At 47.9% G+C, this 20,632-nt stretch carries 20 protein-coding genes and 1 tRNA gene; 16 read left to right on the top strand and 5 right to left on the bottom strand.

What is annotated here, in order from left to right; all coding sequences use genetic code 11:
* Positions 1–28 precede the first annotated feature (28 nt).
* Positions 29–184: a hypothetical protein gene (locus BWI93_RS29650; protein ID WP_369679171.1), complete on the top strand. Its 156-nt coding sequence runs from the start codon at positions 29–31 to the stop codon at positions 182–184.
* Positions 185–252: 68 nt separating this feature from the next.
* On the opposite strand, the gene BWI93_RS16075 is transcribed toward BWI93_RS29650, so the two are convergent.
* Positions 253–726: a hypothetical protein gene (locus tag BWI93_RS16075; RefSeq protein WP_094813085.1), complete on the bottom strand. Its 474-nt coding sequence runs from the start codon at positions 724–726 to the stop codon at positions 253–255.
* A 129-nt stretch (positions 727–855) separates the two neighbouring features.
* On the opposite strand from BWI93_RS16075, the gene BWI93_RS16070 reads away from it, so the two are divergent.
* The 14 genes from BWI93_RS16070 to BWI93_RS16005 all read left to right on the top strand — a co-directional run bounded on the left by BWI93_RS16070 (position 856) and on the right by BWI93_RS16005 (position 13,550).
* Positions 856–2,391, top strand: coding sequence for a lipopolysaccharide biosynthesis protein (locus BWI93_RS16070; RefSeq protein ID WP_094813083.1), 1,536 nt, complete (start codon positions 856–858; stop codon positions 2,389–2,391).
* A gap of 289 nt (positions 2,392–2,680) precedes the next feature.
* Positions 2,681–3,280: an RNA polymerase sigma factor gene (locus BWI93_RS16065; protein WP_094813081.1), complete on the top strand. Its 600-nt coding sequence runs from the start codon at positions 2,681–2,683 to the stop codon at positions 3,278–3,280.
* Entirely contained in the window at positions 3,255–3,506 is a 252-nt protein-coding gene (locus tag BWI93_RS16060; RefSeq protein WP_094813079.1) for a hypothetical protein, read from the top strand. The genes BWI93_RS16065 and BWI93_RS16060 overlap by 26 nt, the downstream gene beginning before the upstream one ends.
* 70 nt (positions 3,507–3,576) lie before the next feature.
* On the top strand, positions 3,577–4,248 hold the full coding sequence (gene nth / locus BWI93_RS16055; RefSeq protein WP_094813077.1) for an endonuclease III: 672 nt from the start codon (positions 3,577–3,579) through the stop codon (positions 4,246–4,248).
* Positions 4,249–4,321: 73 nt separating this feature from the next.
* Positions 4,322–5,104, top strand: a complete 783-nt coding sequence (locus BWI93_RS16050) for a rhomboid family intramembrane serine protease (protein ID WP_094813075.1) — start codon at positions 4,322–4,324, stop codon at positions 5,102–5,104.
* A 100-nt stretch (positions 5,105–5,204) separates the two neighbouring features.
* Positions 5,205–6,110, top strand: coding sequence for a rhomboid family intramembrane serine protease (locus BWI93_RS16045; protein WP_094813073.1), 906 nt, complete (start codon positions 5,205–5,207; stop codon positions 6,108–6,110).
* 228 nt (positions 6,111–6,338) lie between these two features.
* On the top strand, positions 6,339–8,267 hold the full coding sequence (gene dxs, locus BWI93_RS16040) for a 1-deoxy-D-xylulose-5-phosphate synthase (protein WP_094813071.1): 1,929 nt from the start codon (positions 6,339–6,341) through the stop codon (positions 8,265–8,267).
* Positions 8,268–8,371: 104 nt separating this feature from the next.
* Positions 8,372–9,070, top strand: a complete 699-nt coding sequence (locus tag BWI93_RS16035) for a molybdopterin-dependent oxidoreductase (protein WP_094813069.1) — start codon at positions 8,372–8,374, stop codon at positions 9,068–9,070.
* Positions 9,070–9,417 (top strand): protease inhibitor I42 family protein, encoded by a 348-nt coding sequence (locus BWI93_RS16030; RefSeq protein WP_094813067.1) that lies wholly within the window; start codon positions 9,070–9,072, stop codon positions 9,415–9,417. The genes BWI93_RS16035 and BWI93_RS16030 overlap by 1 nt, the downstream gene beginning before the upstream one ends.
* 136 nt (positions 9,418–9,553) lie before the next feature.
* Positions 9,554–10,213, top strand: coding sequence for a phosphatidylserine decarboxylase family protein (locus BWI93_RS16025; protein WP_094813065.1), 660 nt, complete (start codon positions 9,554–9,556; stop codon positions 10,211–10,213).
* 196 nt (positions 10,214–10,409) lie between these two features.
* Complete coding sequence (locus BWI93_RS16020; RefSeq protein ID WP_094813063.1) at positions 10,410–10,793, top strand: hypothetical protein; 384 nt, start codon at positions 10,410–10,412, stop codon at positions 10,791–10,793.
* 125 nt (positions 10,794–10,918) lie between these two features.
* The gene (locus BWI93_RS16015) at positions 10,919–12,244 is read left to right on the top strand and encodes an LVIVD repeat-containing protein (protein ID WP_094813060.1); all 1,326 of its coding nucleotides are present in this window, start codon (positions 10,919–10,921) and stop codon (positions 12,242–12,244) included.
* 8 nt (positions 12,245–12,252) lie between these two features.
* Entirely contained in the window at positions 12,253–13,002 is a 750-nt protein-coding gene (locus BWI93_RS16010) for a porin family protein (protein ID WP_094813058.1), read from the top strand.
* On the top strand, positions 12,999–13,550 hold the full coding sequence (locus tag BWI93_RS16005; RefSeq protein ID WP_094813056.1) for a hypothetical protein: 552 nt from the start codon (positions 12,999–13,001) through the stop codon (positions 13,548–13,550). Before BWI93_RS16010 ends, BWI93_RS16005 begins: the two co-directional genes overlap by 4 nt.
* A gap of 94 nt (positions 13,551–13,644) precedes the next feature.
* On the opposite strand, the gene BWI93_RS16000 is transcribed toward BWI93_RS16005, so the two are convergent.
* Positions 13,645–15,102 carry a M20/M25/M40 family metallo-hydrolase gene (locus BWI93_RS16000; protein WP_094813054.1) on the bottom strand — a complete coding sequence of 486 codons (1,458 nt, stop codon included), beginning with the start codon at positions 15,100–15,102 and terminating at the stop codon, positions 13,645–13,647.
* Positions 15,103–15,334: 232 nt separating this feature from the next.
* On the opposite strand from BWI93_RS16000, the gene BWI93_RS15995 reads away from it, so the two are divergent.
* A tRNA-Leu gene (locus tag BWI93_RS15995) sits at positions 15,335–15,421 on the top strand.
* Between the two features lie 122 nt (positions 15,422–15,543).
* On the opposite strand, the gene BWI93_RS15990 is transcribed toward BWI93_RS15995, so the two are convergent.
* From BWI93_RS15990 to BWI93_RS15980, 3 genes are all read right to left on the bottom strand, one after another.
* Complete coding sequence (locus BWI93_RS15990) at positions 15,544–17,055, bottom strand: malate:quinone oxidoreductase (protein ID WP_094813051.1); 1,512 nt, start codon at positions 17,053–17,055, stop codon at positions 15,544–15,546.
* A 680-nt stretch (positions 17,056–17,735) separates the two neighbouring features.
* Positions 17,736–19,139 carry a dihydrolipoyl dehydrogenase gene (gene lpdA, locus BWI93_RS15985; protein WP_094813049.1) on the bottom strand — a complete coding sequence of 468 codons (1,404 nt, stop codon included), beginning with the start codon at positions 19,137–19,139 and terminating at the stop codon, positions 17,736–17,738.
* A gap of 253 nt (positions 19,140–19,392) precedes the next feature.
* Positions 19,393–20,427 carry a type IX secretion system membrane protein PorP/SprF gene (locus BWI93_RS15980; protein WP_094813047.1) on the bottom strand — a complete coding sequence of 345 codons (1,035 nt, stop codon included), beginning with the start codon at positions 20,425–20,427 and terminating at the stop codon, positions 19,393–19,395.
* Between the last annotated feature and the right edge of the window lie 205 nt (positions 20,428–20,632).

Raw genomic sequence — 20,632 nt, 5'->3', positions numbered from 1 at the left:
CCGTTCTAAACGCTACATTCAGGATCAGGTGAAAGCTTTGGTAGCGAGTTATATCTGGGAAAAGCGTTCGAGTACGGCGGGGCTGCGGAATGAATTGTATCAGGTTCTGAATGCGAACGATGCCTTGTATAAAAAAGCGTTAATGTATTTCCCGCAGGCAGATCAAATGGCGGCCAAGCAGTAACGGGGAACGCAATTTTCTCAGGTGCATTTTACAAAAAAGGAGGAGCAGGACGCTCCTCCTTTTTTGTGTTATTCCGTAACTACGGGTTCTGTTTTCCGTAGTTGCCAGGTTACCCCCAGCCAGCTACGGAAATTACCCGTTTTGAAATCCTGACGTGAATACGGCGTCAGCTCAAAGGAGATACCCAGCTGCGGGACTTTAACCAGTGGCGTAACCCGCGTACCAACGCTGAGAAAATAACCCTGCACCAACCGCGTTTTGGAATCGACCAGCTTGCCTACAATTCCCATATTTGCCCCTACACCGGCATAAAACAAATGCTGGGGCTTACGAACAAACGTTACCATTGGAGCCAGCTCGGTGTTGAGGGAAGAAAAAATGGAATTTGTCTGAAAACGAGCTTCCCCCCAGATCCGATGACGGGGATTACTACTGACCGTCAATACACTGTTAAAGGGATAATAGCCGACTACGACCTGAGCACACAGCGACTGAAAAGCCGACGTCAGCAGCAGTCCACTCACCAGGTAAAGAAATTTCATACGTGAACGTTTTATCAAAAGTACGATTCTCTGGTCCTCATTAGCTAGGGATTTGGGAATTTGGCTCTTGCCTTGCCTACCTTTGCGGAACGTACACGAGAATATTCTGCCAGGTACGGAAAGACTTGTATGGGTGTTTTGAAGAAACTAGCCAGTGACACGGCTCTGTATGGTGTCAGCAGTATTCTGGGTCGGGTGATTGGCTATCTGCTGGTACCTCTGCACACGGCTGTATTTGGTCCCGGACCTTTGGCTGAACAGGTAACGTACTTTCTTTGGGTGGCCTTACTCAATGTCATTTACGTTTTCGGGATGGAGACTACCTTTTTCCGTTTTGCTTCCCGGGAGAAGGATCGTTTTCAGGAATTCTACAACCTGTCGATTACGGCCATTCTGACGATCAGCTGCATTGGCTCGGGGATGATCATTCTGCTTTCTTCATCCATTGCCAATGAATTTGGGTATCCGGGCCGGGGGCAGCTGGTTTCCTGGCTAGCCATTATTATGGTCATCGATGCTCTGGTCGCCATCCCCTACGCCCGGATCCGACTCGAAAAACGTCCCCGGAAGTTCGTCGCCATTCGCGTTTCCAATATCGTCCTCAACGTGGGGCTGAATTTCTATTTTCTCTGGTTTTGTCGAAACATTCACGAAGGTAATTTTCTGCCTTTTCTGAAAGGCACCTGGTTGTTTAATTACAATCCTGCGTTAGGGGTAGGTTATATCGTTTTCGCGAATCTTATTGCCAATCTGGCCACGATTCCCATGTTATGGGGAGAGCTTCGGGATTTTCGATTTCGCTGGGACTGGAATGCCTTCAAGCCCATGTGGATCTACGCGTACCCTATCCTTATTCTGGGCCTGGCGGGTAATTTCAATCAGCTTTTTGACCGACTGGTGCTCGAACGCTGGTTGCCCTCAGGATTCTATCCGGGTCGCACTTCGAAGGAAGCTTTAGGAATTTACGGCAATGTATACAAGCTTTCCATTTTTATGAGTCTGGTGATTCAGTCATTCCGTTACGCGGCTGAACCCTTCTTTTTTTCCAAAGCGGAAGATAAAAATGCTCCGAGTGTATTTGCGGATGTCATGAAATGGTTTGTGATCGTCTCGGTAGTAATCTGGGTAGTTGTTTCGCTGAATCTGGATCTGGTGGCTCATTTGTTCCTGCGGCGGAAAGAATACTGGGAAGGTTTGCCCGTCGTACCCGTTTTATTGCTGGCGAACCTGTTTCTGGGCGTGTACTACAACTTAACGGTCTGGTTCAAACTTTCGGATAAAACGCAATACGGTACCCTACTAACGTTCATTGGAGCGGCGGTTACCCTGGTTGCGAACTTTGTGCTGATTCCCTGGCTTGGCTATTTAGGTTGTGCGATTGCTTTTGCTCTTTCCTGCCTGGTGATGATGGTAACCTGTTATGTGTTGGGCGACAAATATTATCCCATTCCGTATCACGTCGCTTCAGCCGTGGGGTATATCGGGGCAGGTGGATTATTAATTGGACTCTCTTCCTTATATACGTTCTCTAATCTCTTCGTTTCTGCCCTGGTGCATGGCCTGTTAGTGGTAGGCTTTCTGGTGGGTATACTGGTTGTCGAGCAAAATGCGTTACCACCCACCATCCGGAAAAAATTAAAGTTTTTACCCGCTAAAAATGGGTAAAAGTCTAAATAATGGATTTATTGTACTATTTTTGTGATTCTTCACAAAAAAATAATACAAAGATTTAAGGCTTATCTTCCAAATTAGATTTGGTGAAGGAGGGGTTTTCAGCTCTATTTTTTGAAAGTATTGTTAAAATCTGTTAAAACCGCGTCAGAAGGGCTCCGGCACGGCTTAACGTTTTTGGTATTTTGCTGGAAGAGATTAATTTTGAATGCTACAATAAAAAAAACACGGATAGGAGATACTACATGAAGCACAGCTTTACGTTAACTAAACTGGAAAGTAAATGGCAAAAGTCCAATTTAGCGACAGTGAGCTGGTTTCGCTGTACATCCGTGGAAATGAGCGTGCCTTTGAGCATTTAGTCAATCGCTATAAATCGAAGGTTTACACGACTATTTACCTCATCGTTAAGGATTCATTCGTTGCAGAAGATCTGACACAGGATACCTTTATTAAGGCTGTGGATACGCTGCAATCGGGTAAATACAACGAAGAAGGTAAATTTCTTCCCTGGATCGTCCGAATCGCCCATAACCTCGCTATTGATTACTTCCGCCGGGAGAAACGCTACCCTGAAGTGGTGTTCGAGGACGGCAGCAATGTGTTCAATACGCTGGAATTTGCGGACGATTCAATCGAGTCGGCCACGATTCGAAAAGAAACGTATGAACACCTGAAAGAACTCATTACGCGGCTTCCCGAGCCGCAACGTGAAGTGCTGGTGATGCGGCATTACGAAGACATGAGTTTTCAGGAAATTGCTGACGCCACGGGCGTTAGTATTAACACCGCCTTAGGCCGTATGCGTTATGCTCTCATTAACTTACGGAAAATGATGAGTAAACACGTTCGGACGTATGATACAAACCTTTACACAAAATGACATTCTTCGGTACGCATACGAAGAAACCAGCACGGAAGAAAACCAGCAGATCGAAGAACTGCTCATGCACGACCATGAGTTACTGCTCTTCTATCTGGATATCATGGATCTGAAAGCCGGCTTAAATAAAGTAGAGCTGCAGCCATCCACCCGCGTTACTGATACTATTCTGGAATACTCGCGAGTGAGTCGCCAGAAGAACCAATCCCGTCAGCAATCGTACTGATTCAGCGGGATTGGTTTTTTATTATCTTCGCGTACCCCCTCTCTCTTCGGGAGTCGGGGTTTTTTTGCTTATGACCAAGAAAGAACGTTACGCTGGTGTACTGGCGTACTTTACCGAACATTTTCCCCAGCCCGAAACCGAGCTGAATTACCGAAATCCTTACGAGCTGCTCGTATCCGTAATCTTGTCAGCCCAGTGTACCGACAAACGCGTCAATTTGGTGACGCCTGCTCTGTTCGAGCAGTTTCCAACGCCCGAATTGCTGGCTCTGGCTTCGGCCGATGAGGTCTTTACGTACATTCGATCCATTTCGTATCCAAACAATAAGGCCAAACATTTGGTTGGAATGGCAAGGATACTGGTCGAAGAGTTTGGAGCGGAAGTGCCCGTCCGGATTGAAGATTTACAGAAAATGCCGGGCGTGGGTCGGAAGACAGCAAATGTGATTGCCTCGGTTATTTATAACCAGCCAACCATGGCGGTCGACACCCACGTGTTTCGGGTATCGCACCGGATAGGGTTGGTTAGCAAAACGGCTACGACGCCTTTAGCCGTTGAAAAAGAGCTGATGAAGTACATTGCCAAGGAGCTGGTCCCGAGGGCTCATCACTGGCTGATTTTGCACGGGCGATACGTTTGCGTAGCCCGTTCGCCCAAGTGCCTGGAATGCCCGCTGACGGAATTTTGTCAGTACTTTCAGAAAAATCTCCTGGTACCTGGCGGAAGGAAGTTAAACGAATAATTGCTGAAGGAGAACGGTTTTTTGTGCACTTTTGCCGAAGTCCGATTTATCTACAAGCGTACGCATACATCCTATGTTTAATCTTACACCGGCCGTACGAATTATCCTGATTCTTAATGTAGCGGTATTTGCTGCTCAGAACCTGTTAGTACCCAATCTGGATGAATTGCTGGGACTGCACAATTTCAGTTCTCCGCTTTTCAATCCGATTCAGATGGTTTCGCACATGTTCCTGCATGGCAATCTAGGGCATATTTTCAGTAATATGTTCGCCCTGATTATGTTTGGTCCAGGACTGGAGCAATTGTGGGGTACCAAACGATTTACCTTTTTTTATCTGTTTACGGGAATTGGAGCAGGCCTACTGTATTCGGGAATCAACTACTATGAGATAAGCCAGTTGAAAGAAGCGGCTCTGTTGTTCATTCAAGACCCCGATCCCACAAACTTCGTAGGTTTTGTGAACGATTACGCTCCTCAGCTCAATTCAATACCTGAAGTACGACGGTACCTGGAAAATCCGGACGTAGCTCTGTACCAAAATCAGTGTATTTATTTGACGAAGCAGTACGTGAGCTTAGCGTTAAATGCTCCAATGGTGGGGGCTTCCGGAGCTATTTTCGGATTACTAATGGCCTTTGGGATGTTGTTCCCAAATACTACGTTGTTTTTGTTATTCATTCCCTTTCCAATCAAGGCTAAATATTTTGTAGCTTTATATGGAATATTTGAGTTATACTCTGGTTTACACCGCACTCCCGGCGATAACGTGGCACACTTTGCTCACATCGGCGGAATGCTTTTTGCTTTTATTTTAATTCGGTACTGGGCCGGGCAACGGAAAAATTTCTATTGATCAGGCATTATTTTTTTCAAGATTTACAGGAGCCGTATGCGTTAGCTTTCATAACTAAGTATAGGGTAACCATGGGAACTATTAACGCTATTTTTTAGCTATGAGCGGCTTTGTCGACGATATCAAGGAGGCTTTTTCCAGAAGAGACAATGGGTTGATTCAGTTGATTCTGATCAACGTTTTTGTATTCTTGGTTTTGTTAGTAATTCAGGTAAGCTTTAGTCTGGCCGGAAAACCGGGTATCTACGGGATGATTCTCGACCAGATAGCGATGAAACCTAATCTAGGCCACATTCTCTATAAACCCTGGACCCTACTGACGTACTGCTTCGTCCATCAGCAGGTACTGCATATTTTATTCAATATGCTGTTTCTCTTCTGGTTTGGTCAACTGGTGCAGGAGTATCTGGGAAGCCGTCGGCTGGTGAGTATTTACCTGCTGGGCGGCATTTTTGGTGGCTTGATCTATCTGACCTTATACAATGTAGTTCCTTATTTTCAGGCCAATCTGGAAGAACTGAACATTGGAGCTTCGGGAGCGGTATACGCCGTAATGCTCGGAGCGGCCACACTGTTACCAAACTATACCTTTCACGTATTGATTATTGGTCCCGTTCGGATCAAATACATTGCAGCTTTCTGCGTCATTGTTTCGTTTGCCCAGATTCCGGGTACGAATGCGGGCGGAAACATTGCTCACCTGAGCGGAGCTTTATTTGGTTATTTGTACATCCGAATGCTACGTCGGGGCATTGATCTGGGCCAGCCTGTCGAAGCCGTACTGGATTTTTTCAAACGCCTGTTTGCCCGCGAACCTCGCCCCACGATGCAGGTCAAGTACCGATCACAAACGCGGACGAGCTTCACAACGTATAGCACCACTACGGAGGATTATCCCGGCGATGAAGAAATAGACGCGATTCTGGACAAGATTTCGAAATCCGGCTACGAAAGTCTTACGCGGGAAGAAAAGCAGAAGCTTTACAAAGCCAGTCAGAAGAATTAAAGGAAGCACCCCTCGCCTACCGAGGGGTTTTTCAATGCGGGATACGAAGGATTATACGGTACCTAACCGGTTTTTACCGTACCTTTGTCCTCGTTTTTACCAAAACCCACGTTAGCCTACGAAACATTTCGTGACTTTCAAGGGTTTAAGACTCACAGTTCATCTATGAATCATGGAATGAGCGAGTGCTAACGAGTAACTCATTCAGTTCCTGAATCCCCTTATGCAATGCTTATTACGCCTGGTCCTTTGCTAGCTCAAATTGACACCCCTGAGGAATTGCGGAAGTTGGATAAATCGCAGTTGGTTCAGGTCTGCCAGGAGTTACGTCAATTCATTGTTGATAATGTCTCCGTCTACGGCGGACACTTTGGAGCTAGCTTAGGAGTCGTAGAGCTCACGGTAGCCCTGCACTACGCCCTGCATACGCCCGAAGATCAGATTGTTTTTGACGTGGGGCACCAGGCTTACGGCCATAAAATTCTTACCGGTCGCCGCAATCGCTTTCATACCAACCGTTTCTACGGGGGGCTTTCGGGTTTTCCCAAACGCAAGGAAAGCCCCTATGATGCCTTTGGTGTGGGACACTCTTCTACGTCGATTTCAGCGGCCTTGGGCATGTCGGTAGGAGCCTTGCACAACGGCAATACCCAACAGCAGCATGTAGCCATTATTGGTGATGGAGCCCTGACGGGAGGTATGGCCTTCGAGGCCATGAACCACGCAGGTTCGCTGAAGGATACAAATTTGCTGATTGTTCTTAATGACAATTGCATGAGTATCGATCCGAATGTAGGAGCTTTAAAGGATTATCTGACTGATATTACTACGTCTCATACCTACAATCGGGTCAAAGATGAAGTCTGGAACCTGCTCGGTAAAATGAGTAACTTCGGACGGACAGCCCAGGAGATCGTTTCGAAAATCGAAAATGGTCTTAAAGCGACGCTACTGCATCAGAGTAATCTGTTTGAATCGCTGAATTTGCGGTATTTTGGTCCCGTAGACGGGCATGATGTCGATCATCTGACCGAAATCTTCTCGGACCTGAAAGCCATTCCGGGGCCCAAAATTCTGCACTGCGTAACTGTCAAGGGCAAAGGATACGGTCCGGCGGAGAAGGATCAGACCAAGTGGCACGCTCCCGGAAAATTCGACAAGATTACCGGAGAGATTTTCAAGAAAGTATACGAGAAACCTCAACCACCGAAATATCAGGAAGTCTTTGGTAATACTTTGGTGGAACTGGCGGAACAGAATGCTAAAATCGTAGGCGTAACCCCCGCCATGCCGAGTGGTTCTTCCATGAATATCATGATGAAGGCCATGCCGGAACGGGCGTTCGATGTGGGCATTGCGGAACAGCATGCGGTTACGTTTTCAGCGGGTATGGCCACGCAGGGCCTAACGGTATTCTGTAACATCTACAGTACCTTCATGCAACGGGCCTACGATCAGGTCGTACACGACGTTTGTATTCAGGAGTTACCCGTCGTTTTCTGTCTGGACCGGGCTGGTTTTGCCGGAGCCGACGGACCGACGCACCACGGAGCGTACGACATCGCTTTTATGCGTTGCATTCCCAATATGATCGTAGCCTCTCCGATGAACGAACAGGAGCTACGGAACCTGATGTATACCGCTCAAAGTGACAGCGTACAATCCGGTACTCAATCCATCACAATCCGGTATCCCCGGGGCGAAGGTGTGATGCCCGACTGGCGTACGCCCTTCGAACTGATCGAAATCGGTAAAGGTCGTAAGGTACAGGATGGCGAAGAAGTTGCGATTCTGACCATCGGGCCGATTGGTAATTACGTACCTAATGCCTGCCAACTGCTCGAAAAAGAGGGATTGACCCCCGCTCATTACGATCTGCGTTTTGTGAAGCCGTTAGACGAAGCTCTGTTACACGAAGTGTTCCAGAAGTTTGATAAAGTCATTACGGTAGAAGATGGCTGTCTGATGGGAGGTATGGGTTCAGCCGTAGTGGAATTTATGACTGAACATGGGTATACGGCTAAAGTAAAACGACTGGGTATTCCGGATCGCATCGTTGAACACGGCGAGCAGCTTGAATTGCACCGGGAATGTGGTTTTGATCCCGAAGGAATTGCCCGGGCCGTACGCGAACTGGCGGTTTTGACTTTAGTCTAATCTAATCGATAAGAAATTAGTAGAATGCTGTGAAAGCCCGTTCCTTAGGAATGGGCTTTTTACTTGGTATTTAATACATTTGAAGTAGAAGAAGCTCAATTGCCATGGAACAGTCACCCGACGAAAAACTGGAGCGTATCATCGAAGCCCGGATGAAGCTTAAAACCCGGTTCGAAGAACGCATGAACAATACACCGTCCATCGCTGACGAACGGCCGCAGGGAAAGGGCCCGACGAATCGCCACGGAATGCCGCAAGTCCCTGTTGGACAAACCATTACGCAAAAGTGGCCCGTACTGGATTTAGGTTACCACCCCGATATTTCACTGGATCGCTGGCGATTGACCATCGACGGTGAAGTGGAACATCCCGTCGTACTGAAATGGGATGATTTCATGGCGTTGCCACAAACGGAAGATACCTCCGATTTTCACTGCGTAACGACCTGGTCGAAGCTGGACATGGTCTGGAAAGGCGTTCGGCTCATGGATTTGGCGGCTCTGGTACAACCCAGGGAAACGGCTACGCATCTGTTGTGCTACGGCTACGACACCTACACCACGAACGTTTCGTTGGAGGAAGCCCTGAAACCCGACGTATTGCTGGCACATACCGTATACGACGAACCGCTCGCCCTCGAACATGGCGGTCCGGTCCGGATGATTACGCCCCAGCTGTACGCCTGGAAAGGATCGAAATGGATCAAACGGATTCAGTTTTTACCGCAGAATAAATTAGGTTTTTGGGAAGAGCGGGGGTATTCCAATACGGCTTATCCCTGGCGTAACGACCGCTATAGCTGATGAAACAATGGAGCCTGATGGGAGCCTTACTGCTCCTGAGTGTAGGAGCCTGGGCTCAGGGTCCGGGTAGATTGACGTTGGGGGTAGGAAACAGCCGTGAAATTCGTCTGGGAAGTAATCCTGAGATGGGCCATCAATGGACCTACGCGTTGAGCGACTCAAGCATAGTGAAGATTACCAGTAAGTATCAGGCCAATAAGCCGCCTCGCCCCGGTGCTGGCGGTGAACAGATCTATACGGTCAAGGGCTTACGAAAAGGAACTACCCTGTGGATCCTCACCTACGTTCCTCCCGATCCTACGCAAAAGCCTGCCCGTACGGTTCATTATCTGATTACCGTACACTAAGGAATCGTGCTATTTTTCGTACCTTGCGGCCCCAACCGAGCCGCTTTGGCTCGGGTACACCTAAGAAAAAAAGCTGATTCGCTGTTAAAGGGCGTACGAAAGCCCGGACAGTCAAAGTTTCTCAAGATTTAGCCTTATGACCATCCACCGAGAAGGTATTGCTACGTTGTCCCTGGCTCTGGCCATCTTGTTGGCCATTAATGCTACGATTGCCTACCTATTTCCTACCCAGACCCTGACCCGTCAGGTGGTGATTGTGGTGAGTATCATCATTTACCTGATCGTTCTCCAGTTTTTCAGAAATCCTCGCCGCAAAACGGTTCAGGATTCCAAGCATATCATCGCTCCAGCGGACGGAAAAGTGGTAGTGATTGAGGAAACGGTTGAAACGGAGTACTTCAATGGTCCTCGTCGGCAGGTTAGCATTTTCATGTCGCCGGTCAATGTACACGTAAACCGCAGCCCGCTTTCGGGTATTGTATCCTTTTTCAAGTATCATCCCGGCAAATATCTGGTAGCCTGGCATCCGAAATCCTCTACGGAAAACGAACGTACAACCATCGTGGTACGGCATGAATCCGGCGTGGAAGTCATGTTTCGTCAAATTGCCGGAGCTCTGGCCCGCCGCATTTGCTGGTACGTGAAAGAAGGCGACGCGGTCACACAAGGCGAAGAATTTGGCTTCATCAAGTTTGGGAGCCGGGTGGATATTTTTCTCCCCCTGGACGCCAAAATTCTGGTTAAACTGGGTGATAAGCCCGTGTCTGGTCAAACGGTAATTGCCGAGCTAGCCTAGCTTCGCTTTCCATATATTCTTTCAAAGAGCAGCCTTAAGCTGCTCTTTTTTTGTGCGTACTCATGAAAAGCCGGAGCCTTAACGTTTTTTAAGTAAACTTTTTTGAAAAAACTTTTTTGCCTTTCCAACTTTCTGGTCTTCAAGAGGGTCTTTACCACACCTTTCCTGTAAAAGCCAATTTTTAAAATGAATGTTTATGAAACGCATACTCGCTCTGGGAGGGCTCTTGCTGGTTTTAGTATCCTGTGAAAAAGAGAAAATTTACCGGGATGACAGCGAGCGACTTCGCGGAATGGAGCAGGAGATTCTGGCCTTCATTCAGGACAAAGCCTGTCAGAGCGAGCGAGTGTGCGGTAGTATTGCCTTTGGTAGCAAACCCTGCGGTGGCCCCTGGAAATATCTGGTGTATTCCCTGAAAACCGCCGACGTGGCCAGACTGGAAGAGAAAGTACAGAGCTATAATCAGTTAGAAAAGGAAGTCAATACCCGGGAAGGCAAAATCTCGGATTGCGTACAGGTAACTCCGGTAACGGTAGACTGCATCGATGGGCAATGCCTGCCATATACAGTAAAGGACTGATTGACAGGTAGGTAAGGTAAACCGGAAATCATCAACAAAGAAGTAGTAATCGGCTGTTCCTGCTGGAGCAACCCAGATCGTCGCGTCTTTTACCCTTCATTCACCTTATATCCTACGATCACTCGATGAAAAAGCCTCTACTCGTATTCATTCTGGCTACGTTTGGACTCAGTTCCTGTGAAGACCAGTGCCAGCAAACCCGTGTATACCGCCAGCTTTCCCCGTTTCAGGTTTCTTTGAGTGAATTACGCCAGAATGGGGTAGCCATTCAGGAAGCTACGGGTTTAGAAAATCCTGGCAAAATTTACGCCAAGGATAACTTCCTCTTCATCAATGAAGTAAAAAAGGGAATTCACATCATTGACAATACGGACCCGGCCAACCCCGTCAATGTATCCTTTATTCGTATTTTGGGTAATGCCGATATGGCAGTGAAAGGGAATACGCTGTACGCCGATAGTTATACGGATTTCCTGGTTTTTGATATTTCCAACCCCCGGCAACCGCTTCAATTGCAACGGATTACGAATGCTTTTCAGAGCGGTATGGTAGAAGGAATTAGCTGGTCTACAAACGCAGTGAATTGGGGAAATAGCCAGCAGGAGGCTACGACGATTATCGATTACACCCCTAACCTCATCACTCAGGTGACGGAAACGGACTGCGAAGGCAATACAACGAATCCAGGGGGTTGGGGCGGCTGGATGAATTTCGCTTCGTCTTCCATGTATTCCGATAGTAAAAGTTCCGGAGGAGGTCAGGGAAGCGGTACGGGTGGCTCGATGGCTCGTTTTGCCATTGTGAATAATATTCTGTACGCCGTTACGAACCAGAATATGCAGCTTTTCGACATTACGCAACCTAAAAATCCGCAAAAAGGCAATGTCGTTACGCTAGGCTGGGGCATTGAAACCATTTATCCGTATAAAGACCGCCTGTACGTAGGTTCTACGACGGGTATGCACATTCTTTCCAATGCCGATCCGAATAATCCCGTTCGCGTATCTACGCTAAGCCACGTACGAGCCTGCGATCCGGTGGTAGTACACGATACGTATGCTTTTGTGACTCTACGGGCTCAACAGGGCAGTGCGACGTGTGGACCGGCCCAGAATAACCAACTGGATGTGATCGACGTCTCGAACATGTATAGCCCGAAACTACTGAAAAGCTTTCCCATGCAGGAGCCTTACGGGCTGGGCGTGGATCACCCAACCCTGTTCGTTTGCGAAGGCAAGTACGGCCTGAAAAGCTATGATGTGAGCGATCCTTTACAACTGGATAAAAAATTGCTCAACCACTTCAAGGGCATGGATGCGTACGATGTGATTCCGCTCAATACCAAAGTGCTGATGCTGATTGGAAAGGATGGTTTCTATCAGTACGATTACAGTAATCGAAACAATCCCAGGCTGTTAAGCAAAATTCCCGTACGACGTAAAGACCTCTAATTAGCCTTATGAAACATTTAGTGTGGCTAGTACTGCTAACTACTGGGTTTGCTCAGGGGCAGACGAATCAGTTGTACCTACGCGGCGGATTGAGCCGATCGCACTTTACGGGAGAAAGTGCTTCTTCAAAAACGCAACTCTGGACGAGTAATGAAATAAATTACCCCGGTATTTGGCCTGCTCAAATGACCCGTGCAAGCAACTTTTTAGGGAATAGGTTTAAATCCGGATTTACGGGCGGCCTGGGCTGGCGGCATCGGTTGAGTACGCACTGGGCCTTTCGTACGGAGCTGAATTACGAACAAGCCGGAGGAAGAATTGATCAATTGCGGAATACGCCAACGAAACAGATCGCCTACGGCCCACCGATCCGTTTCATGCGGGATCTCATCAGCCTACCCCTAATGGCCGAATACAATCAGCCCCTGAGTTCCCGCTGGCGGCTGTATGGATTCGCAGGACTACAAATAGCGTATCAATTAAAGGCTTTGGAAAAAGGAAGAATTGACGAACCCTGGAGGTCCAGTCTGCCTACATTTTACGAATACGTGTATAACCGGAATGAAACCTACCGACAGACGGATTTTGGCGGCCTTCTGGGCCTGGGTACGCAGGGCGAATGGTTTGGTCAGCAGGTGGGCTTGGAAATTCGGTACCAGACTGGTTTGTTAAACGTGGTTAGTCCCAACATGACCGGAAAGCAACGGGGTCGTATGGAATCCTTTCAGGCCTCTGTCCTTTACTACCTACCCTTATGAAGCAAATTCTATTCTTTATCCTGCTGAGTAGCTCCGTGTATGCTCAGGTGAACCAACGCCGAGGGTATACGAACCATACGGAGATGGGTATATTGCTGGGTCGGGTAGCGTTCAACAACCAGCCGGCCATAAGCAAGGCCAGTTTTTCAGCACTGACTTTTAACGGATACCGATTTATTCCCGCTTTGGCCGTAGGACTTACCGTGGGCGTTGACGCGTATCGAACGCAAATGATTGTGCCGCTATCGCTCGGCTTACGGGGCGATTTCCTGAAAAATCAAAAAGTAACGCCTTTTTATGCACTCGACGTGGGAAAAGGCATGACCGGGCTGATCAAAAACAATACGCTTTCGTACAAGCGAGGCGGTCTTCACCTGAATCCGGCTCTGGGCTTACGCTTTGCTACCGGAGGCGGTTCGAGTTTGAGCTGGAGTGTAGGGTACAAACGTCAGTTGTTATCCAGCGGTATTGAAAACGGCTACGGCGAAGGAGTATATTACGACTATGCTTATAATCGCTTTTCGATGCGAATGGGGATGAGCTTTTGAATAAAAAAGAGCCGGCATAAACCGGCTCCTGTTGACTTTTTATTTGGTGTTAAGGCGAACAAGCCCGGAGTCTTTGCTCCGGGTTTTGTATTGCTTACCAACGCCATTCTTTGCCGAGCATAAGTTCGTCCTTCAAACCCTGTTTTTCCAGAAACGCTTTCGTTTGTTCGGAAGTGAGTTTACGAGTCGGAAGTTCGGGAGCATTCGCCAGGGCGTACAACATCATGGCCGTGTAGCGAACCGTATTCCGCAAGCCTTCTTTATCCACTTTATCAAACGTATCCAGATTGGTATGGTACGTACGACCTACCGTTGGCGGTAAATGACCCAGCGGTGTTAGCGTGGGAATACCTTCCAGCATAAAGGGCTGATGATCGGAATGCAAACCGGCCCGGTTCATGATTTCATTTTTGTAATTGGGCTCTACAGCCTGAATCTGACTGCCAACCTGGTTACAAAAAGCTTCCATGGCATCCCAGCCAGAAATATTCATTCCGGAAGGCTGATTGGTCATATCCAGATTAATCATGTACTGAATACGGTCCAGCGTGTTGGCCTGTTTGGCAGCTTTCACGTACGCTTTTGAACCCAGTAATCCCTGTTCTTCACCCATAAATAAGACGAATTCAATCGTTCGACGAGGCTTCAGGTTGAGTTTTTTCAGCGTACGGGCAATGTCCATAATCGCAAACGATCCCAGGCCGTTGTCAATAGCTCCCGTAGCCAGATCCCAGCTGTCGAGGTGGGCTCCGATCACAATTTTATCTTTACTTCTTCCCTTGAGCGTCGCGACAATGTTTCGGGCCTGTACTTTCCGGCTGTTGTTTCGCATATCAACCAGAGCCATAAGCTTTTCTTCCGCCATCCATTCCCGAATTCGTTGTCCGCTTTCCAGTGAAATACAAACAGCAGGAATGGTAATCAGCGAACCGGTTACGGAAGCAGTACCCGTTAGCAGTACATTTCCCGGAACCGTGTTTACCATTACAATGCCCGCGGCCCCATACCGGCTGGCCAGAGCCGTTTTTTCCGAGCGGTGCAGATTTTTCGTTCCTGGAGCAGCTCCCAGTAATCCAAGGTTAGCCAGTACCACCCGACCCGAGATGCGGGCTTTCTGAGCTTCAAAATCGGCTTCCAGACCATTGCCAACGTCAACCAGATCCGCACTTACATTCGCCTCCAGGGGTGAATGAGCCAGAGCTACGACGGGAATGTCCTGAAAATTGTCGCTTTTGCGGGGGGCAATGGCCAGGGTTACGGTATCACGACTCCAGGCTTCGAGATCAAAAGGCTGGTACGATACGTCACGAAAGCCGTAACTTCTGAGCAGATCGTACGCATAAGTTTCCGCTTTTTGCCCGTTGGAACTACCCGTAAGACGATGTCCAATCAGGCGAGTCGCCTCACCTAGTTTTTCGTACGCTTGAGAACGGGTTTCTACTTCCGTGTTAATTCGACTAAATACACTACCAAGCTCATCAGGAATAAGGGTTGATGTCAGACAAACCAGCACCACTGCGACCCAAGCGTAGCGGTAGAAAGGGGATTTCATTGTGGGTATACCGTTCAATCGTTAAAGAATAAGATTAAGCTTGTGACAAAAACCGTGCTTGCGGATAGGAAAGTTCGCTCGTTTGCTTCCATGGATGAACAAAAATAAACATTACAACTAGCTTATACAGAGGATTGAACGGGATTCTCAAAAATAAATTTTCAAAAAAAGTAAGCAAAACCTTGACGAGGGGACCTCTTTGTGCTACTTTTGCAATCCCAAAGCCAAAGATACCGAAGTGGTGGAATTGGTAGACACGCACGTTTCAGGGGCGTGTGTCTTTACGGACATGCGGGTTCGAGTCCCGCCTTCGGTACCACTTTACGAGAAGCCCGCTCCAAGCGGGCTTTTTGTTTGTTAGGCCCCTCTCCTGGGTGCAATAAAAAAGCTGTCAGCTTCTCGCTGACAGCCTGGTATATGTACTGCATTAGAAGCGTCTTTCTATACTTCTACCCCATTTAATCCCAAAGCACGAGCCGTCCGATCGCGGGATTTTTCCAATAGAGCTGCATCTTTAGCTAGTGATTTTCCGTAAGAAGGAATCATTTCCTGTAGCTTGTTCTGCCAAGCTTCGGAGTTTGATTTTTCCGCAAAACAACGCTTGAGCAAGTCGAGCATAATGGCTACGGAAGTAGAAGCCCCCGGAGAAGCTCCCAAAAGGGCCGCAATGGAGCCATCAGCGGCACTAACGACCTCCGTGCCGAATTCCAGAATTCCGCCTTTCTTGGGGTCTTTTTTGATCACCTGTACCCGTTGACCAGCCACTTCGAGTTTCCAGTCTTCCAGACGGGCCGAGGGCATATAATCTTTGAGAGCGTTCAGACGATCTTCCGGTGACTGACGTACCTGATCAATCAGATATTTGGTCAGCGGAATATTCTGAATACCTGCCGCCATCATAGGACCAATGTTATTCAGCTTGATTGATTTGGGTAAATCGAGGTACGACCCGTTTTTCAAAAACTTCGTCGAGAAACCGGCGTAAGGTCCGAAAAGCAGTGCTTTCTTCCCATCAATTACCCGCGTATCCAGGTGAGGCACCGACATCGGAGGCGAACCTACGGCTGCTTTGCCGTATACTTTAGCCTGGTGACGTTCGATGATAGCCGGATCCGTACAAACCAGCCACTGACCGCTTACGGGGAATCCACCGAAGCCTTTTCCCTCCTTGATTCCTGATTTTTCGAGTAGATGCAGCGAACCGCCACCCGCTCCGATGAATACGAAAGGCGTTAGTAAGTCACGCTTTTTACCGCCCTTACGATTTTTTACTTCAATTTTCCAGCGACCGTCGCGTTGGCGATCAATATCCCGAACTTCATGATTGAGTGAAAGCGATACGCCGGGCAAACCCTTCAAATAGTTAAAGATACGGCGGGTAAGTTCACCGAAATTGACATCGGTACCAATGTCCATTCGGGTAGCGGCGATTTTTTCATTCGGGTCACGCCCTTCAGTGATGAGCGGGGCCCACTCGCCGATCTCCGCTGGATCTTCGGAGTAGAGCATGCCTTTGAAGAGGTGATTCTTCGTCAGGGCCTGATACCGTTTCTTCAGGTAATCCACATTGTCATTGCCCCATACAAAGCTCATGTGCGGTGTGTTGACAATGAAGTCCTGCGGTGAAGTGACAATATTTTTTTCCACCAAATACGCCCAGAATTCGCGTGATAATTCAAACGACTCGGCAATTTTAATGGCTTTATTAATTTCAACGGAGCCGTCGGGTTTTTGCGGCGTATAGTTCAATTCGCAGAAGGCCGAGTGACCCGTACCCGCGTTGTTCCAGGCATCGGAACTCTCCGCAGTCACTACATCCAGGCGTTCAAAGATTTCAATCGTCAGGTCGGGTTGCAATTCTTTGAGCATCATCCCCAGGGTGGCACTCATAATCCCGGCACCAATCAATACGACGTCAGGGTCATTATTTACAGATTTTTTACTGGTATTCATAGGGAAATACGGTTACTTTCAATGGAATGAATCGGAGCCTTTCCGTTATGCTAACAAGTTTGTAATCAATCAAGTAAAGAAGTTCGTGCCAGGTTTTATCCTTGCTAATTACTCCTCCGGCAGAAAGCACTTAAAATGGGCTTTCAAAAATATCGGTTATCCACAAAATTTTAATCCTTTTACCGCAGGATGTTGGTATTTTGTTATAGTTTCTCCTGAAAAAAGGCTTGTAGACCTTCTTGAATACGGTTTAAATTAGACGTATACACGCGTCAAAAGAAAAACCAAGTATTCAACTTTCCTTGATAAGGAAGAGTTTTCGAAAACGCTAATAAATACATACCAGCTTCCTGTTGGTACCCGAGGATCTTTACCCACAAGCACCTGATTATCACAAATTGTAGACGTTGAAAGTTCCGGGAAACCCTGGAAAAAAAGAGGAGTTTGAGTGGTTAGTTCAGAGCTTACCGATTGTACCATGGGTGTAACCCATGGCTAATCATATTGAACCCCTTTGGGGTTAGCATGCTCAGTTGTATCGTATTACCCAACCCCGAAGGGGTTCAATAGGATTAGCCCCGTATGCAATGCGGGGATCAAGGGTGAATTTAAACCTGAAACAAAAAACTCCCTTCCAAATCGCTTTGAAAGGGAGTTCAGTATGGAATGCAAAACCAATCTTATAAGTCGATGGCTTCGCCGTAGGCTGCTTCGGTAGCACCTTTCACCGCTTCTGACATCGTCGGGTGCGGGTGAACCGTACGCAGGATTTCGTGAGCCGTTGTTTCAAGTTTACGAGCCGCTACTACTTCAGCGATCATTTCCGTAACGTTGGTACCGATCATGTGAGCACCCAGCCACTCGCCGTATTTGGCATCGTAAATAACTTTTACGAAACCATCGCGGGCACCCGCTGCGGTTGCCTTACCAGAAGCTGCGAAGGGGAATTTACCCACTTTCACGTCGTAACCCAGTTCACGGGCTTTCTTCTCGGTTAAACCAACGGAAGCAATCTCGGGTGAGCAGTAGGTACAGCCCGGAATGTTACCATAGTCCAACGCTTCGGTATGGTGACCGGCAATGTGCTCGGCACAGATGATGCCTTCAGCAGTAGCTACGTGAGCCAAAGCCTGACCGGGTACACAGTCGCCAATCGCGAAGAAACCCGGAACGTTGGTTTCATACCACTGATTAACCGTGATTTTACCTTTATCCGTAGCGATACCTACGTCTTCCAGACCAATGTTTTCAATATTAGCTACGACACCAGCTGCAGAAAGTACCACGTCTACGTCGAAGGATTTCTCTCCGTCCGGCGTTTTTACTTTCACTTTGCAACCTTCACCGCTCGTATCCACTGATTCAACGGCAGAGTTGGTGTAAATGTCGATACCAAGTTTTTTGTATTGCTTGGCCAGTTCTTTCGATACGTCTTCGTCCTCCACGGGAACAACGCTCGGCAGAAACTCTACGATGGTTACTTTCGTACCCATGCTGGCGTATACGTAAGCAAACTCCACACCGATAGCCCCTGAACCAATAACCAGCATTGATTTAGGTTGCTTTTCGAGGGACATGGCCTTGCGGTATTCAATTACCTTTTCGCCGTCAATTTTGATGTTAGGCAATTCACGAGCCCGGCCACCCGTAGCGATTACCACGCCTTTCGTAGCCGTATAGTCCGTTTTTGCTCCGTCAGCGGCCGTTACTTCAACCGTTTTGTTGGCTTTTACTTTGCCGTAACCCATGATGACGTCGATTTTATTCTTCTTCATCAGGAAAGCTACGCCTTTGCTCATGGAAGTAGCAACACCCCGTGAACGGCTAATAACAGCACTGAAATCAGCGTTGTAAGATCCGTCCTGAATCGTAATGCCGTAATCTTTGGCGTGTTTAATATATTCAAAAACCTGAGCAGACTTTAAAAGAGCTTTTGTCGGAATACAACCCCAGTTGAGGCAGATCCCTCCGAGGCTTTCTTTCTCTACAATTGCGACTTTCATGCCCAGTTGGGAAGCACGTATGGCAGTAGGATAACCGCCAGGGCCACTTCCTACTACGATCAAATCATACTGTTGAGCCATTGTTGCGAAATCTTTTTAAAAGGTTTGGGCCGAAGCCACACAAAAATAGAAGAAAACCCGCTGGAAAGAGACTTCCTGTTGGAAGTTTCCCAGAAGAGGAAAATCAGAGATATGGTATAAAGGCGTTTTCTGGGAGATAAACCCCTAGAAAATACCTTTCCTTTTAACAGCAAAAGTAGGTAAAAAGGTTTCCTTCACTCACCCGTACAAGGTAGGGCGATCCGTGCTGAAAACCATCGACTTAGGAGAATCGTTAGAACTTGGGACAGGCCAGTTCCCGCTTGCGTTTACGCGGATAGGGTTTGGGATCGAAGAAGGCGTCGAGCGTATACGAAATGGACAACTCGTGAGCTCCACCCGAAGCCATACTGAGAGTAGAAATGGTGGCGTCGTAACTGTAGCCAATGGAAAAATTGTCTTGTCGGTAACCTACCAGAAAGACCAGGGCATCGTGATTGTTCAGGCCGCGATCATACTGCTTGATGGGAATACCCCGGTACCAGACACCCAGCGTCAGCGGATCGTAGGTCATATACAACCCTAAATCCAGCTGATCGAATTTACCCTGTTTTTTGTACAAAATGGCGGGGGAAAGGCTGCGTTCACGTCCCATGTCGGCTCCGAGTCCATTACCCAGCTCCCAGCCCATCAGCGGAATTTTAAAGCCACCCTGCAAACTGATTTTCATGGGTAACCGCTCGGGTGAAGCCGAGAAGGACTGATTCGGACGGTTAAGATGGTGAACCGATATACCCGCCCAGAACTGATCGGAATAGGTTAGTAAACCACCCGAAAAATCCAGGTAGTTGATCCGGGGACCCGTATCGGCTACGGGATCATTGTAGATGGGCGTAACACCGCCGGTACCATTCAGATCGTAGTTAAAAACCAGGTTGTAATAATTGACGCTCCGGTTCACGTACGAAGCCTGAATACCCGCCCGTAACCGTACAAATTCACTCAGGCGAGCCTGGTACGCGTATTGTAAGCCTACATCCAGGGTACGCAGGTTACTAAACTGAGCGTCGTTCATGACCATCAGACCTACGCCGGAATTGATCTTGTCCAGATATGTATCCACACTGGCAATGGTCGTTACGTAGTTGGCGTTGAGGGCAGGCCACTGATTACGGTAATTGAGGGTAGCACGCGGAGCTAGGGCCGAGCCCGCAAATGCCGGATTCAGATACAGCGGAGCCGCGTAGAACTGCGACAGCTGCGGATCCTGGGCCTGCGTTTGCAGTATACTCAACAGCACAACGGCGACTATAAGGAGATGTTTTATCATGGCGTACAACCAAAAACCAGACTCACTCAGATTAAGGGGTCATTCAGGTTCGGTAGAAAGTTGGAGCGTGCGGGAAATCGGTTTCCTAAAAAATCCGATCTAGCGAAAAAATTTCAAAAGTTCAGCAAGTTGCATAAACCTTCACAAAATTTGTAGCAGAAGTTTCCGTTAATTTCCAGGGAATTGATCCACGAAAAAGTAGCCG

Source organism: Siphonobacter sp. BAB-5385 (assembly GCF_002261125.1).
In the GTDB taxonomy this organism is placed as follows: domain Bacteria; phylum Bacteroidota; class Bacteroidia; order Cytophagales; family Spirosomataceae; genus Siphonobacter.
Note: the sequence above shows the minus strand (reverse complement) of the source record. Positions and strands in the feature narration are given on the sequence as shown.

Coding starts and splice junctions, on each gene's coding strand:
- BWI93_RS16075 (WP_094813085.1), bottom strand. CDS start 726: ATGAAATTTCTTTACCTGGTGAGTGGACTGCTGCTGACGTCGGCTTTT.
- BWI93_RS16070 (WP_094813083.1), top strand. CDS start 856: ATGGGTGTTTTGAAGAAACTAGCCAGTGACACGGCTCTGTATGGTGTC.
- BWI93_RS16065 (WP_094813081.1), top strand. CDS start 2,681: ATGGCAAAAGTCCAATTTAGCGACAGTGAGCTGGTTTCGCTGTACATC.
- BWI93_RS16060 (WP_094813079.1), top strand. CDS start 3,255: ATGATACAAACCTTTACACAAAATGACATTCTTCGGTACGCATACGAA.
- nth (WP_094813077.1), top strand. CDS start 3,577: ATGACCAAGAAAGAACGTTACGCTGGTGTACTGGCGTACTTTACCGAA.
- BWI93_RS16050 (WP_094813075.1), top strand. CDS start 4,322: ATGTTTAATCTTACACCGGCCGTACGAATTATCCTGATTCTTAATGTA.
- BWI93_RS16045 (WP_094813073.1), top strand. CDS start 5,205: ATGAGCGGCTTTGTCGACGATATCAAGGAGGCTTTTTCCAGAAGAGAC.
- dxs (WP_094813071.1), top strand. CDS start 6,339: ATGCTTATTACGCCTGGTCCTTTGCTAGCTCAAATTGACACCCCTGAG.
- BWI93_RS16035 (WP_094813069.1), top strand. CDS start 8,372: ATGGAACAGTCACCCGACGAAAAACTGGAGCGTATCATCGAAGCCCGG.
- BWI93_RS16030 (WP_094813067.1), top strand. CDS start 9,070: ATGAAACAATGGAGCCTGATGGGAGCCTTACTGCTCCTGAGTGTAGGA.
- BWI93_RS16025 (WP_094813065.1), top strand. CDS start 9,554: ATGACCATCCACCGAGAAGGTATTGCTACGTTGTCCCTGGCTCTGGCC.
- BWI93_RS16020 (WP_094813063.1), top strand. CDS start 10,410: ATGAAACGCATACTCGCTCTGGGAGGGCTCTTGCTGGTTTTAGTATCC.
- BWI93_RS16015 (WP_094813060.1), top strand. CDS start 10,919: ATGAAAAAGCCTCTACTCGTATTCATTCTGGCTACGTTTGGACTCAGT.
- BWI93_RS16010 (WP_094813058.1), top strand. CDS start 12,253: ATGAAACATTTAGTGTGGCTAGTACTGCTAACTACTGGGTTTGCTCAG.
- BWI93_RS16005 (WP_094813056.1), top strand. CDS start 12,999: ATGAAGCAAATTCTATTCTTTATCCTGCTGAGTAGCTCCGTGTATGCT.
- BWI93_RS16000 (WP_094813054.1), bottom strand. CDS start 15,102: ATGAAATCCCCTTTCTACCGCTACGCTTGGGTCGCAGTGGTGCTGGTT.
- BWI93_RS15990 (WP_094813051.1), bottom strand. CDS start 17,055: ATGAATACCAGTAAAAAATCTGTAAATAATGACCCTGACGTCGTATTG.
- lpdA (WP_094813049.1), bottom strand. CDS start 19,139: ATGGCTCAACAGTATGATTTGATCGTAGTAGGAAGTGGCCCTGGCGGT.
- BWI93_RS15980 (WP_094813047.1), bottom strand. CDS start 20,427: ATGATAAAACATCTCCTTATAGTCGCCGTTGTGCTGTTGAGTATACTG.